Source organism: Clostridioides sp. ZZV14-6150 (assembly GCF_020657875.1).
GTDB lineage: Bacteria > Bacillota > Clostridia > Peptostreptococcales > Peptostreptococcaceae > Clostridioides.
In genome coordinates, this window is sequence record NZ_JAGWDA010000025.1 from 21,451 (window position 1) to 37,382 (window position 15,932).

A 15,932-nucleotide genomic window follows, 5' to 3' on the forward strand; every position below is an offset into this window, starting at 1 on the left:
ATTTAGTAAGAAATTGTATTATTTTATATATGAAAGATAATATGTCGAAAACTTGCAGAAATCTGAAAAATTTTTATTATTGGAATACTGGTTTTCATTTTAAATATGATAAAAAAATGACAAATAAAGTTGCAAAGAGTAATATTTATAAGTATAATTAAAAAAGAGAAAAGGTTTTGTTAAGCTTTACAACAAAAGAAAAGAAGGGATGATTCAAAATGGAGAAGTTAACAGACAGGAGACAGGTTAAGGCAGTAAGCATGGAGACATTCGTTTTCATAATATTACTAATAGTTGGATTTGGCTATGTTGGTAGCATTATGGGAGCAGGAATGATGTTTAAAGTAATAATGAGTACAGCACATGCTTTACTATTAGAGACAGTTTTCTTAATTATGGCTATGGCAGTTCTTGCAGGCGCATTAAGCGCACTACTTTCAGAGTTTGGAGTAATAGCATTAATTAATAAAATTTTCGCTATATTTATGAAGCCTTTATATGGATTACCTGGTGCTAGTATAGCAGGAGCTATAACAACTTATTTATCAGATAATCCAGCTATTATACCTTTTGCTAAAGATAAAACATTCACACAGTATTTTAAACAATATCAAGTTCCAGCACTATGTAATTTAGGAACAGCTTTTGGTATGGGACTTATCTTAACAACATTTATGATATCTCAAGGTACAGAATATGTATTGCCAGCATTGATTGGTAACTTAGGTGCAGTAATAGGTAGTGTTGTAAGTGTTAGAATAATGTTGACATTTACTAAGAAGTTTTATAACTATAATCCAGAAGAAGATAAAGCAGCAGGAACATTAGAGAAAAAAGCTGAATTTAGAGAAATAAGAGAAGGAAATGTATTCCAAAGAGGCCTAGATGCTATTCTTGAAGGTGGTAAGATGGGCGTAGACATGGGAATGGCTATAATCCCTGGTGTCCTAGTAGTGTGTACATTAGTTATGCTATTAACTTTTGGACCATCTACAGACCCTGTTACAGGTCAAGAGGTTTATACAGGAGCTGCATATGAAGGAATAAAATTACTTCCAGTTCTTGGAGATAAGCTTGGATTTATATTAGAGCCATTATTTGGATTTACATCACCAGAGGCAATAGCATTTCCTATAACTTCATTAGGAGCTGTTGGAGCAGCAATGTCTTTAGTTCCAGAATTTATAAAATCAGGAGCTATAACTCCTAATGATATAGCAGTATTTACAGCAATGGGTATGTGTTGGAGTGGATATTTAAGTACACATATTGGTATGATGGATGCATTAAACGCTAGACAATTAGCTGGGAAAGCAATTCTTTCTCATACAATAGGTGGTTTATGTGCAGGAGCAGCAGCTCACTTTATATTTATGCTCGTATCATAAATATGATAAATAGAAATAATTAAAATAAAAAATAATATACAAAAAAATGGTTGTCTATATGCAATAAGAAATTGTGTACTGACAACTATTTTTTTTGAATGAAGATATTTTATAATATATGAACATTAAATTGGTGTTAGAGTTAAGTTATATTTATGTAAAAAGTAACAAAAATCTGTAGAAATTTATGACAAAATTTAGTACACTAACTATATGTTCTTATTTAAAATTTAAAGGTATAATTAGAAATTACCTAGTAGAGTAAGATTGATTAATAAAAGAATCATAAAACAAAAATATTAATCATAAAAATTATAAAATAACTTACTTAAAATAAAACCATAGAACTTACAAAAATTAAAAAAGCATATAAGTATGGAGGGGTACAATGGATGAATTATTTCATATAGGAATTGATGTAGGTTCTACAACAGTAAAGGTTGTGGTACTTAATAATAACAATATAGTTCATAAAGAGTATAAAAGACATTATTCTGATGTGAAGAAATCAGTTAAAGAAGTACTAAATGGAATATACGAAAAATTGGGAGATATAAATGCAACCATTATAATAACTGGTTCAGGAGGAATTGGAATCTCAAAAAAACTTGGGGTGAAATTTGTCCAAGAAGTTATATCTAGTACAAAATCAATAGAATATTTCCATCCGGAAACTGATGTTGTTATAGAACTTGGAGGAGAAGATGCAAAAATAACCTATTTAAGTGGAGGAATAGATCAAAGAATGAACGGTATATGTGCAGGTGGTACTGGAGCATTCATAGACCAAATGGCTTCGCTTTTAAAGACAGATGCTAGTGGTTTAAATGAATTAGCTAAAGGCTACAATGTTATTTACCCAATAGCCTCAAGATGTGGTGTTTTTGCTAAAACCGACATTCAACCTCTTATAAATGATGGAGCTAAGCAGACTGATATAGCAATGAGTATTTTTAATGCAGTTGTCGTACAAACAGTAAGTGTTCTTTCTTGTGGAAGAAAAATAGAAGGCAATGTTGCATTTTTAGGTGGGCCATTGTATTTTTTATCTGAACTTAGAGAAGCTTTTAAAAGAGTACTAGATTTAAAAGATGAAAATGTAATTTTCCCAGAAGATGCACAGCTTTATATTGCTATTGGAGCAGGATTATTATCAGTAGATGAAGATAGTATAAAACTTAAATCTCTAATAGAAAAACTAGACAATATAAAAAACATTGAAGATGGAGAGGTAAATTTATTAGAACCTTTATTTAAAGATAGAAATGAGTATGAAGAATTTTTTAAAAGACATGAAAAAGAAAAAATAGATTATGTAGATATAAATTCAATTAATAAAAATTGTTATCTAGGAATTGATGCAGGTTCTACTACCACTAAGGCCGCGCTTATTGATGAAGATGGGAATTTAGTATATTCTTATTATAATAGTAATGAAGGAAATCCACTAAAAACAACAATCAAGGTCATAAATGAAATATATGATATATTACCAAAAGACGTTAAAATCTTGAGTTCAACTGTAACTGGATATGGAGAGGGGCTTATTAAAAAAGCATTAAAAATAGATAATGGGGAAATAGAGACTATAGCACATTATAAAGCTGCTAAATTTTTTAATAAAGATGTAGACTTTATACTTGATATTGGTGGTCAAGATATGAAGTGCTTAAAAATAAAAGATGGTGTAATTGATAATATAATATTAAATGAGGCTTGCTCATCAGGCTGTGGTTCATTTTTAGAGACCTTTGCAAGTTCTTTATCTATGACAATAGAGGAATTTGCACATGAAGGTGTCTATTCTCAAAGTCCTGTAGATTTAGGTTCAAGATGTACTGTGTTTATGAATTCGAGAGTAAAACAATCTCAAAAAGAAGGAGCAAGTGTTGGAGATATATCAGCAGGCTTATCCTATTCTGTAATAAAGAATGCTTTATTTAAAGTAATAAAAATCAGAGATTTAAATGAGATTGGAAATAATATTGTTGTACAAGGTGGAACATTTTACAATGATTTAGTACTTAGAAGTTTTGAAAGGTTAATTGGCAAAAATGTAATTAGACCTAATATTTCTGGAATTATGGGTGCTTTTGGTTCAGCTCTTATAGCCAGAGAGAAGTATGAAAGTGGATATCAAACATCTTTATTATCTAAAGAAGAATTGAATAGTATAAAATTAGAATCAAGTGTAATTAGATGTAAAGGATGCTCAAATCATTGTTTTCTTACAATAAACAAATTTTCTGATAATGAAATTTTTATTTCAGGAAATAGATGTGAGAAGGGAGAAGCCATTTATGGCGATAAAAAGATAGGTTTAGAAAAGAAAAACCCCATAAATCTATTTAAGTATAAATATGACAGGATTTTTAAATACAAACCATTAGAAAAAGATAAGGCAAAAAAAGGAGAGATAGGAATACCAAGAGTATTAAATATGTATGAAGATTATCCATTTTGGTTTACATTTTTCAATGATATGGGATTTAGAGTTGTACTTTCAGATAGGTCATCAAAACAATTATATGAAACTGGTATAACTAGCATTGCTTCTGAAACAGTGTGTTATCCTGGGAAATTAGTTCATGGGCATATAGAAAATTTAATTTCAAAAGGAATAAAAAATATATTTTATCCAAGTGTGACCAATGAAAATAAAGAGGATTTAAGTGCAGATAATTATTATAATTGTCCTGTTGTAATATCCTATTCTGAAGTAATAAAAAATAATGTAGAAAATATAAGAAACAAAAATATAAATTACATAAATCCATTTATAAGTTTAAATGATAAGGCAAAGTTGAAAAAGAGACTTCATGAGGAATTATCAAGACGTTTTACTGGTATAAATATAACTAAGGAAGAAATTAATCATGCAGTTGATAAAGCTACTGATGAACAAAATTCATTTAAAATGGAGATGCAAGCAGCAGGCGAAAGAGCACTTAAGGAGATAAAAGAGAGAAACTTAAAGGGAATTGTATTATGTGGTAGACCATATCATATAGATCCAGAAATAAATCATGGAATGCCAGAGCTTATAAATTCTTTAGACATGGCAGTGCTTACTGAAGATTCTATATGTCACTTAGCAAATATGCAAAGACCACTTAGAGTTGTAGACCAATGGGTCTATCATTCAAGATTATACAAAGCAGCTAGTTTTGTAAGAGATAAAAATTATTTAGAATTGGTTCAACTTAATTCATTTGGGTGTGGCTTAGATGCAGTAACTACAGACCAAGTTCAAGAAATACTTAATGAAAAATCTAAAATATATACTATTATAAAAATTGATGAAGGTAATAATTTAGGCGCTGCAAAGATAAGAATGAGGTCTTTAAAAGCAGCTATGTTTGAAAGAGAAAGTAAAAATATAGATGTAAAAAATATGAAAGTAGATAGAATACAGTATGCAAAGAATAATCAAATAACGAACAAACATACTATATTAGCACCACAAATGTCACCTATACATTTTCAATTTCTTGAAGAAGCTGTAAATTTGAGTGGATATAAGATAGAAATTTTAAAAGATACAGATAGTAGTGTTATTGAGGAAGGTTTGAGATATGTAAATAATGATGCTTGTTATCCAGCTATAATAGTAGTAGGTCAATTAATAACAGCATTAAAGTCTGGAAAATATGATTTAAATAATACATCTGTTGCAATAACTCAAACTGGTGGCGGTTGTAGAGCTACAAATTATATTGGATTTTTAAGAAAAGCTATGTATGATGCAGGATTTAAAGATGTCCCAGTTATTGCACTTAGTGTAAATGGAATAGAAGATAGTGGAATAATGGATAATGTATCTCTAAAATTAATCAATAGACTTTTTATGGCTGTTGTATATGGAGATTTATTGATGAAAGTACTCTATAGAGTGAGACCATATGAGAAAGTTATTGGAAGTACAAATGCTCTATATGAAAAATGGGTTGATATATGTAAAAAATCTCTTGTCAAAGCTAAAATTTCTGTATTTACTAAAAATATAAAAGAGATAGTAAATGAGTTTGACAACCTAGAGATATTAGATATTAAAAAACCTAAAGTAGGTTTAGTTGGAGAAATATTAGTAAAGTTTCATCCAATTGCAAACAATAATCTAGTGAATATATTAGAGCGAGAAGGAGCTGAAGCAGTTGTACCAGACCTTACAAATTTCTTTTTAAGTTGTGCGTTTAATACTATCTATAAACACACTCATTTAGAAGGAAGTAGAAAAAGTAGAATGATAGGAGAAGCCTTTATATACATAACAAGTATATACCAAAGGGTATATAAAAAAGCACTTGATAAAAGTAAAAGATTTTATGCTCCAAGAAATATAAAAACAGTTGCGAAAAATACAGAACCAGTAGTATCATTAGGAAATCAAACTGGAGAAGGATGGCTTTTAACAGGTGAGATGGTTGAATTATTAAATGAAGGTGTGGAAAATATCATTTGTATGCAACCTTTTGGATGTTTACCTAATCATATAATTGGTAAAGGTTCCATAAAAGAATTAAAAAGGTTATATAAGAATGCAAATATAATTCCTATTGATTATGACCCTTCTGCAAGTGAGGTGAATCAGCTTAACAGGATAAAACTTATGCTTTCTAAAGCTTTTAAAAATATAGAAGATTAAGGTTTCACATGTTGAAAATTTATAGCTTTCTAAATAAGCTACTATTATATTAATAATTATAAAAAGAGTTACTCTATATTTTTTAGGGTAACTCTTTATTACTTGAAAAATTATATGTATACTAATATAAAAGGGGGGGGAAGTTATATGAATTTAGTATATGATGTTTATGAGTCTAAAATAGGAAATTTGTACATATTGAGTGAAGATGGTTTTGTAGTTAGCTTAGATATAGGAGATGAAAAATTTAATAATTTAAAAGAAGAATATATTAAAAAAGGAATAGATATAAAAAGAAGTAAAGAAGATTTAAAAGAAGCAATAAATCAGATAGACGATTATTTTAATGGAAAAAGAAAAAAATTTGATTTAAAAATACGTGTTGATGGTACTGAATTCCAAAAGTCTGTCTATGAAGAAATGTTAAAAATACCTTATGGAAAAACACTATCATACTCAGAAATAGCACAAAATATAAATAATCCAAAGTCTGTTAGAGCAATTGGACAAGCAAGTAAAAGTAATAAAATCCCAATAATAATACCTTGTCACAGAGTTGTTGGTAAAAACAATGTTGGTGGATATATGGGAAATCATTCTGACTTAAAAAAAATATTATTAGATTTAGAAGAAAATAGTTAAATTGGTTAAAAGTGATTTTTTTGTTAATATTTGATATAATTATGTTAGAAGAGATTTTTAGTTTATAATGATAAGGGGGAGTTTTAATGTGCAATAAAGTTATAGCATCAAAATATCATGAAAAGGGGTTCAATTGTGCAGAGTCAGTTATAAAAGCATATAATGAAGAGTTTAATACAGATATACCAGTTTGTTTAGGTAGTGGATTAGGTTCAGGTTGTGGAGTTGCTAGTTTATGTGGTGCAGTAAACGCCTCAAATATAATAATTGGATATGTAAGAGGTAGAAACCATGAAGGTGAAAGCACTAAAGCTAAAGCATATGCTAAGGATTTGACAACAACAGTAAGAAATGAGTACGGTTCAGAGTTATGTATAGACTTAAAAAAAGATTTAGTTGCATGTAGAGAGATAATGGATTTTGCATATGATAGTTTAAAAGAAACTTTAAAAAAGGAACTATAATAAATATAAGCTATTTGATATAATATATTTAATAAGTCTATTATATTATAACTTATTAGTTGCAAATAAAACGCAATAAACTTTAAAAGAATATTAGATTTTTATATTATAAAGACGCTCAGAAAGGAGCGTCTTTTTGCTAGTATAATTTAGAAAAAAGTTATATTATTTATTAACAGAATTTAAATGACAGTTGAGCATTAGCATTCATTGATGTAAATCAGCTTAATTAACAGATAATATTTATATAGGTATCTCAATTATTTCTATTTATTTTTTGTTATGTTATACTCAGCTTAAATAAATATTTGTTACAAAGGAGATGAAAGTATTGGAAAATATTGATTTGCTTATTAATGACTTATGTTCAAAAAATCACACTGAAGCATATAAAACTTTTTTATTTCTAGAAAATGAAAGCAAAAAATCAAACATTACATACTGTTTCTTTGATTATTTTCTAGAGATGGTTAATAATGAAAGTTCATATATTCGTACAAGAGGACTGTCATTAATAGTTGCAAATGCTAAGTGGGATACTGATAATAAAATTGAAATGAATATAGATAGTATACTAAGTCACATAGTGGATAAAAAGCCTTCTGTGGCGAGAAATTTTATTCAGTCATTACCTAATATTACAAAATATAAGAAACAACTTATTCATCGTATAAGAAGGGAATTAAGTAATGCAGATATAAGTATTTATAATGATAATATGAAACCATTAGTAGAAAAGGATATAAGTAATACTTTATCTAATCTTGAGTAAAGATATATTATCTAAATTTTACCAGTTGATATCATCATTAGGGATTAATTTTTTTGACAGTAGCAAGAAATGTGAAAACAGCTAAGACAGAATTATGTACAATCATACTAGAAGGAGGCATTATGAAAACTAATTTAGAAACAATACAGGATGTAGTTGATTATATTGACTTAAATTTAGAAGAAAAATTAGATTTGGATAGTATTGCAAAAGAAATAGGATATTCAAAATATCATCTAAGTAGAATGTTTGTAAATATTGTTGGATTTACTGTTCACAATTACATACAAAGAAGACGATTGACTGAAGTAGCAAGGTTACTAATCTTTACTGATAAACCAATTATGGAAATTTCACTATTTGCTGGATATGAAACACAACAATCTTTTACAATCGGATTTAAGGCTCTGTTTAAATGTAGTCCACAATCATTTAGAAAAAAAGGCGATTTTCATCCTGTACAATTAAAGTTTACTGTTGATGGAAAAGAAACTTTGAGAGGTGATAGAATAATGGATGTTAAAATGGTTGAAAATGATAAAATTCTTTTAGTAGGCTATAAAGGAAATACACGACTAGGTTTTTCTGTTATAGGTGAATGTGCAGAAAAAATTTATTCGAAAAAACACTTAATATCGAACAGAAGAAATACAGATTTTATTATTGAGCTAAATGATTATTCGCAATATAATGAAAATGAAGAAAATCAACCAGCATTTGATTACTATGCGGCAGTGGAGGTAAATTTTTTTGATAAAATACCTGAAGAAATGATGGTAAAAGAGCTATTTCCTAGTAAATATATAGTTTTTAGCTTTAAAGCAAAGAGAGAAGATAGCTTACAGCTTGTTGTAGATTATGCTTATAAAGAATGGTTATCTCAGTCGACATGCCAGTTAAATGAAAATGCTAAATATGATTTTGCAAGATATGGAGAAGTAGTTGATAAGGATGGTAAAAGTTTGATTGAATATTGGGTTCAAATTTTATGCGTATTATAATATGCTTGAATATATAGACTAAATAAAAGTAGTAAAAATTGTTGTAATGAGTAAAAGCTTTATATGTTAAAAGAGAATATACATAATTTAATAGTAGTTTTGAAATAACAAATTAAAGCTACCATTTTTATTTTGAAAAATCATTCAATGAAATAGATTCAGTTTGTTAAATGTATTATTTATAAAATTATAGATAATATATTGTTAAAGAAAATATTTGATAAATTAAATGTTTTCTTTGACAATGTATATATATGAATGATAATATCTAAATGAATAAAAGCTTTGGTAGTAAAATGATTTCTTACAATCCACTTTAGGTATTATTAATAAATAAAAAATTTAAAAATACATAATGTGTCTAACAAACGATGATACTAGAATGATACTGTTTTTATAAGAAATTATAAAATACATAATTAATAAAAATAATATATTGAATTATATAATAGATTGGGTTTTACTAAATAAAAAAGAACTGAAATCCCCATGTTATTATACAAAAGCAAAGGTGGGAACAAAAATGAAAGCAATTGATGATGCTATAACATCACCATATTTAAGCTATGATATCAATGAAGATATTAGTATCTATGAAGGTAGATTTTGCATATATTTAGATAAGAAATATAGATGTAATGGAAAAATTTATTATAAAATGACACCTCCAATATCCATAAATTTTAAAGCAGATATAGGTTGCATTGAAGATATAGAAAATGAAGATGATAACTTAGTTTTGGATTATGATAATGCTATTCTTGAGGTCTATGGTTATAAGATTATTTCTATAACAATAAATACTCTAAGTGATTTTGGCATAGAAGGATATATCAATGATGATTGTATAAAATCTAAAAACTCTTATGTTGAACATGTAGATTTTAATATAATAAACTTAGATAAAATACCTGGAAAACTTATAAAATACAATGATAAAGTATATGCAGGTAGGATTGAATTTGATATAAATGATTATGTTGTTACTATAGATAAACGGTATGATTATAGAAAAGAATTAAAGTCAGATTTGAAGTCTAAATCTGGAGCAATAATAACTCATATAGGTAGGATTAGAAGAAAAGATGGTAGAATTTTTAGAACTAATAATACAATAAATCTTTTAGATAGAATAGCAACAGCCTTGAGTTTTATGTGTGGCAGATATGTTGGATTTTGTTTGGCAAAAGGATATAGAAATGGTAATGAAGTTTATAGAATTTGGAATGAGAATCAAATAACACCTTTTAGATATGTACCAACATGGTCAGATACGTTGTCAAATTATCATAATATGGAAAAATATATAAGTCTCATGTGTAAAAAATTAGAAGATTTTTATTATGGTTCTGCGATAAAGAGTGTTGTTGATTGGTATATAGAGTCTCTTGGAAGTGTGACTATGGAAAATAATATAATATCTGTACAGATTGCACTTGAGACTTTGTCATATGTAATGCTAGTAGAGCAGAATAAGGTGCTTACAGATGAAACTTTTGACCATAATTTGGCATCTAAAAATATCAGACTTCTACTTGATATATGTAAGATACCATATGGTAAATATGAGTTAGATATATTTGATAATATGATAAAAAAGAAGTTTGATGATGGAATAGATTTAATTATTTATTTAAGAAATAGTATAGTTCATCCAAGTAGAAAAGCCCATAGAGCTACATTAGAAGTTGAAGACATTTGGAATATAATTTCAATTGGAACAAGATATATTGAGCTTGTTTTGCTTTTTATTTTGGGATATAAAGGAGAGTATTCTAATAGATTGGTAGAACGATGTTATGGTGAGGTGGAAGTTGTGCCTTGGAATTAGATTTTTATATTTATTTTAAAATATATATTGACAGATATTGCCTTATGATATAAAATCAATATCATAATAAGAATTCAAAACAACATTAAATGCTACGAAAAGAAATAGTAAAAGTAAGTAATCTTAAACAGAGAGTTTCCGATTGGTGAGAGGAGCAATAGATTTTACTTTGAACACATCTTTGAGCAGGACTCTGAAAGAGTAAAAATACTTTACTAGGAGCTTTCCGGTATCCTTGCACCCGTTATAGTGCTAGAGTATAATTTTATTGTACTTAAAGAGGTTAGTGTCGTGAGGCATTAATGAACAGAGGTGGAACCACGAGATTTAACTCCCGTCCTCTAGCAATAGCTAGAGACGGGAGTTTTTTAATATAATTTTTTAAGCGCGCAGAAAATTATATTGCAACAGATACATTTTTTCTAAAATAATCAAAATATTTAAAAATTTAAAAGATGAGGGAGAATATTATGAAAAATATATTAAAAAAATTAGGATTATTTACAATTATGTTAGGTTTAGTAAGTGGAATGGCAGGTTGTTCAAAATCAGATAATGAAAAGGATAAAGATGCTTCAAATACATCAAAAAAAGAGGTAATTGTAGGATTTGATAATACATTTGTACCAATGGGATTTTTAGATGAAAAAGGAGAAACAGTGGGATTTGATGTTGATTTAGCAAAAGAGACATTTAAGAGACTTGGAATGGAAGTTAAATTTCAACCAATAGATTGGTCAATGAAAGAAACAGAGTTAAACGATTCAAAAACTGTAGATGTATTATGGAATGGATATTCTATAACAGATGAGAGAAAGAAAATAGTATCATATACAGAACCTTATTTACAAAATAAACAAATAATAGTTACTTTAAGTGATTCAAAAGTAAATACAAAAGCTGATTTAAAAGATAAAGAAGTTGGAACTCAACAAGGTTCAACAGCTCTTGATGCAGTAGAAAAAGATAAAGATTTTATGAATAGCTTAAAGGGTGGAGCGCCAGTTCTTTATGATACTTACGATAAAGCACTTAGAGACTTAGAAATAGGTAGAACTAGTGCAGTTGTTGGTGATGAAGTTTTAATTAGATACTATATGGGACAAAAAGGTGAAGATAAATATAAAGTATTAAAAGAAGATTTTGGATTAGAAGATTATGTTGTAGCAACATCTAAAGAAAATCCAGAACTTTGTAAGAAAATAAATGAAACATTACAAGAAATGAAAAAAGATGGAGCTTTTGACAAAATTTATGATAAGTGGTTTAAATAAAAGATAAGTTAGCTGTTAAGAAGGGGGCACTAAAGGCATGTTACAAGGTTTAGAAATAGTTATAGCAATGTTTTGTATAACATTGATAGTATCAATTCCATTGGGGATTGGAGTTGCATTTTTAAGATTATCAAAAAATAAATTAATAAGTGGTATTACACAATGTTATATATTAATAATGAGAGGAACACCTTTACTTTTACAAATGATAGTAATATTCTATGGTTTACCTCTTATAGGAATTGTGTTTGACAGATTTACAGCTGGAATAGTAGCTTTCTTCTTAAATTATGCAGCATACTTTGCAGAAATATTTAGAGGTGGAATACAATCAATAGATAGAGGTCAATATGAAGCTTCAAAAGTACTAGGGTTTGATAAATTTACGATGTACAAGAGAATCATATTTCCACAAGTTTTTAAAAGAATACTAGCACCTATTTCAAATGAAGTAATTACATTGGTAAAAGATACATCTTTAGTATATATATTAGGATTAAATGATATTTTAAGAATATCTCAAATAGCAATGAATAGAGAAGCAAGTTTGTTACCACTATTTGAGGCAGGAGCAATATATCTTATATTTGTAGCTATACTCACTAAGGGATTTGAATTACTTGAAAAAAAATATTCTTATTACAGATAAAGCTACAATAATTATAGGAGGAGGTTTTTCATATGTTGAAAATCAGTAATTTAAATAAATCATTTAAAAAAAATAAAGTACTTAAAGATATTTCTTTTGAACTAGAAGAAGGTCAGATTGGTGTCTTACTTGGCAAATCTGGTGCAGGAAAGACTACAATATTAAGATGTATAAATGGTCTTGAAGAATTTGATAGTGGAGAAATTATAATAGATAATGAAATAATAAAAAATAAGAAAGACATGGCAAAAATACGTGGTAAAATAGGTATGGTTTTTCAAAACTTCAATCTATTTCCTCATATGACAGTACTTGAAAATATAATTGAATCTCCAGTTAATGTTTTTAAGGTTCCTAGAGAGGAAGCTGAAAATAGAGCTAAAGAACTTTTGAGACTAGTTGATTTGGAAGATAAATTGAATTCCTATCCATTTGAGTTGTCAGGAGGACAGCAACAAAGAGTTGCAATAGCTAGGTCTTGTGCATTAATGCCAAAAGTTCTCTGTTTTGATGAGCCTACTTCTGCACTTGATATTGATACTATTCAAAAAGTAGTAAATATAATGAATAGGCTTAAAGATAAGGGAATGACTATACTGATAATTACACATGATGTTGTATTTTCAAATAGTGTTGCAGATAAGATTATAAGTATAAAAGATGGTATAGTTGAGGATATTCAAATAAAAGAAAAAATTGTTTAAATTTTTATAAATGAAATTTGTATTAAAATTTTATAAAAAAATAAGGATTGTTTGTCTGATTTTTACAATGAAAAATATAAATTTTAATGTATAATTATATAAAATTTATATTTTGTATCAAGGAGGAGATATTGACCATGCTAACTCCATATTTAACATTTAATGGGACTTGTGAAAAAGCATTTAACTTTTATGCTGAGGCTTTCGGAGGTGGAAAAACTCTGTTTGCACGATTAGATAACAACCCAAGCAATCCTGTTATGCACGCAAGTGTTACTTTCACAAAATATGAAGGTTGTATAATGGGGGCCGATACAAACCAGCCTGTTGTAATTTCTGGAATGGCGATTTGTGTTGTGCTACCGTCTCGAGAAGTAATAGAAGAAATATCTGTAAAACTTGCCGAGGGCGGTACGCTTGTGCAAGGATTTTTACCACACCCACCACCAGATCAAAGTGATGGTGGTGCTGAAGTGCTTGATAGGTATGGGTATACTTGGTATTTGAGTACATAGTTAAAACAAAAAACCTACAACTAATAAGCATAATATAGAGTAGCTAAATTTCAATTTAACAACGTAGTAAAAAAGTCGTGACTTTAAATTGTCATGGCTTTTAATTGTATAAAAATTCAAGAATTTTATTGAAAGCTTAGAGTAATTATGATACAAATTGATTAAAATATACAAATTATGGGTATAAGCATATAAATATTAAGATAAAAAACTAGAAAGGAAGTTTTACTACAATGATTAAATTATATGGATATACAAAATGTTCTACAGTTAAAAAAGCAAAAAATTGGCTTAAAGAAAATAATTTAAAATTTGAGGATATAGACATGGTTCAAAATCCACCAACTAAGGATGAATTAGAGTCAATTTATAATATTAGTGGGTATGATATAAAAAATTTTTTTAATACAAGTGGAATGAAATATAGAGAATTAGGTCTTAAAGATGTAGTAAAGACTGAGCAAGATGATAAACTTCTAGAAATATTAGTAAGCGATGGTATGCTTATTAAAAGACCACTACTATTTGATGGTAAAAATGTACTGTTAGGGTTTAAAGAAGATGTATGGAAAGATATTTTATTAAAGGAAGAATAGAAATCAATGGGTGTATTAGTTAAAATTTTTAATTGATACACCTATAAATTTATGTATTAGATTTAATTTTGTTATACATAAATAATGAGAAATACACATTTATATACAACTCTAATAAATTTTATAGGTGGATTGTTTTACTATTTTCTCAATGCAGTTAAAATTTATAGATAGTAATTATTGGTAATTGCGAGTTAGAAAAGTACATTTTCAGTCTTTATTTAAGTATTTTTAGTATTTAGCATTGAGATTAAAACCACATCAATAGAATTATTAACTATTAGATAGAAGAATCTTGTACTTTCTGAGTTTAATATATTAAATAAATACATATCTTTTTAAATAAAAGTACTATTAAATCTAAATCTTGATTTTAATCTGTTAATTCTTGCAAACTGGCATGCGATTTTTTAGAAGTTATACTATAGATAAAGTCTAAAAAGTATAATATTATTTATTATTTTGGGGATATTTGTTACTATTAAGAAATTATTTACATTAAATTTGTCTCAAATAAATTTAATGTGAATAAATATGCCATCTCCTGTACAAATTATATCATTTATTTATTTAAAATCAAACTATACTTTTTGATTATCTCTTTAGAAGTTCTTATATGCTGGTATAGTCTGTATGCAGAGGTCATAATAGAAATACAAACTACCTTTAGGTAGTCGGCGATCAAACCGCCTCTTTTTGCTTGTTGGCTTCGATATGCTCCGTTACTCGGCGGTACTCGTCGGCAAACTTAAAACTGATGTCGCCGCCCTCGTATATCTTGATATGGTCAACCAGTCCAATAAGGATTTCCCTTGTCATCTTGTCGATATTTTCGTATTTGCTAAATGAGGTCAAAAACAGGTATTCGGTATCAACGCCGTTTTCCAATTCTGATTGTTCGGTTTTAAGTTTGTGGACCTATGTCAATGGTTTAAGCGTGGAGATTTTCGCAAAAAAATACTACCCGTTCACTGATATGGTGGATAGGCGTAACGGACAGAGTACAGAGAAAGACATTTTGTTTTGAGATGGTTTAGAACATTGTGATTCAAATGGGGCTCTATAGGAAGCCTAACAATGTTAACAGATTCTGCTTCTTTTGAATATAATGGATTGAGTTATTATTTTAACTCGAAATTTATTAAAGGGGGCAGTTTGGAATGATTTATGATGATAATAACTACGTACCGATGAAAATTACAAAGTGTTCTGATATGCACGATTATAAATGTTCTGACCATATATGCAATGATTGTGATTGCAAGCACTGCTGTAACTGCTACAGAGGACCTCAGGGTTGTCAAGGTCCTATAGGTCCAACAGGTCCAAGTGGCCCTACTGGTGCAACAGGCGGCACTGGACCAACTGGTTCTTCGGGCATCGCAGGAGCTACCGGTCCAACCGGTAACACAGGAGCGCCCGGAGCAACCGGCAATACAGGTCCAAGTGGC

13 protein-coding genes, 1 pseudogene and 1 other annotated feature are annotated in these 15,932 nt (G+C 28.5%); of the genes and pseudogenes, 13 read left to right on the forward strand and 1 reads right to left on the reverse strand.

All coding sequences use genetic code 11. The features are described from left to right. Nucleotides 1-218 precede the first annotated feature (218 nt). The 12 genes from KGF41_RS19315 to KGF41_RS19370 all read left to right on the forward strand — a co-directional run bounded on the left by KGF41_RS19315 (nt 219) and on the right by KGF41_RS19370 (nt 14,481). Nucleotides 219-1,388, forward strand: a complete 1,170-nt coding sequence (locus KGF41_RS19315) for a hypothetical protein (RefSeq protein ID WP_227828497.1) — start codon at nt 219-221, stop codon at nt 1,386-1,388. Between the two features lie 388 nt (nt 1,389-1,776). Next, nucleotides 1,777-6,033, forward strand: a complete 4,257-nt coding sequence (locus tag KGF41_RS19320) for a 2-hydroxyacyl-CoA dehydratase (protein WP_227857072.1) — start codon at nt 1,777-1,779, stop codon at nt 6,031-6,033. Between the two features lie 147 nt (nt 6,034-6,180). Continuing rightward, entirely contained in the window at nt 6,181-6,675 is a 495-nt protein-coding gene (locus tag KGF41_RS19325) for a methylated-DNA--[protein]-cysteine S-methyltransferase (RefSeq protein ID WP_227857073.1), read from the forward strand. Between the two features lie 86 nt (nt 6,676-6,761). Beyond that, nucleotides 6,762-7,139, forward strand: coding sequence for a C-GCAxxG-C-C family (seleno)protein (locus KGF41_RS19330; protein ID WP_227828500.1), 378 nt, complete (start codon nt 6,762-6,764; stop codon nt 7,137-7,139). A 331-nt stretch (nt 7,140-7,470) separates the two neighbouring features. Beyond that, entirely contained in the window at nt 7,471-7,911 is a 441-nt protein-coding gene (locus tag KGF41_RS19335) for a SufBD protein (RefSeq protein WP_227857074.1), read from the forward strand. A gap of 122 nt (nt 7,912-8,033) precedes the next feature. Next, nucleotides 8,034-8,912 (forward strand): AraC family transcriptional regulator, encoded by an 879-nt coding sequence (locus KGF41_RS19340; protein ID WP_227857075.1) that lies wholly within the window; start codon nt 8,034-8,036, stop codon nt 8,910-8,912. A gap of 523 nt (nt 8,913-9,435) precedes the next feature. Further along, nucleotides 9,436-10,743, forward strand: a complete 1,308-nt coding sequence (locus tag KGF41_RS19345; protein ID WP_227841692.1) for a hypothetical protein — start codon at nt 9,436-9,438, stop codon at nt 10,741-10,743. 85 nt (nt 10,744-10,828) lie between these two features. Beyond that, nucleotides 10,829-11,088 (forward strand) — a binding site (T-box leader). A 125-nt stretch (nt 11,089-11,213) separates the two neighbouring features. Beyond that, nucleotides 11,214-12,017, forward strand: a complete 804-nt coding sequence (locus KGF41_RS19350) for an amino acid ABC transporter substrate-binding protein (protein WP_227841691.1) — start codon at nt 11,214-11,216, stop codon at nt 12,015-12,017. Between the two features lie 37 nt (nt 12,018-12,054). Further along, nucleotides 12,055-12,666: an amino acid ABC transporter permease gene (locus KGF41_RS19355; RefSeq protein ID WP_227435933.1), complete on the forward strand. Its 612-nt coding sequence runs from the start codon at nt 12,055-12,057 to the stop codon at nt 12,664-12,666. Nucleotides 12,667-12,698: 32 nt separating this feature from the next. Continuing rightward, on the forward strand, nt 12,699-13,370 hold the full coding sequence (locus tag KGF41_RS19360) for an amino acid ABC transporter ATP-binding protein (protein WP_227828505.1): 672 nt from the start codon (nt 12,699-12,701) through the stop codon (nt 13,368-13,370). A gap of 137 nt (nt 13,371-13,507) precedes the next feature. After that, nucleotides 13,508-13,885, forward strand: a complete 378-nt coding sequence (locus KGF41_RS19365) for a VOC family protein (protein WP_227828506.1) — start codon at nt 13,508-13,510, stop codon at nt 13,883-13,885. A gap of 233 nt (nt 13,886-14,118) precedes the next feature. Continuing rightward, nucleotides 14,119-14,481, forward strand: a complete 363-nt coding sequence (locus KGF41_RS19370; RefSeq protein WP_227841689.1) for an arsenate reductase family protein — start codon at nt 14,119-14,121, stop codon at nt 14,479-14,481. Between the two features lie 681 nt (nt 14,482-15,162). Here KGF41_RS19370 and KGF41_RS19375 read toward each other — a convergent pair. Then, nucleotides 15,163-15,369 carry a DUF4368 domain-containing protein gene (locus tag KGF41_RS19375; protein ID WP_413840963.1) on the reverse strand — a complete coding sequence of 69 codons (207 nt, stop codon included), beginning with the start codon at nt 15,367-15,369 and terminating at the stop codon, nt 15,163-15,165. A 302-nt stretch (nt 15,370-15,671) separates the two neighbouring features. Here KGF41_RS19375 and KGF41_RS19380 point away from each other — a divergent pair. Beyond that, nucleotides 15,672-15,932: pseudogene (locus KGF41_RS19380) on the forward strand (hypothetical protein); the annotation flags it as partial.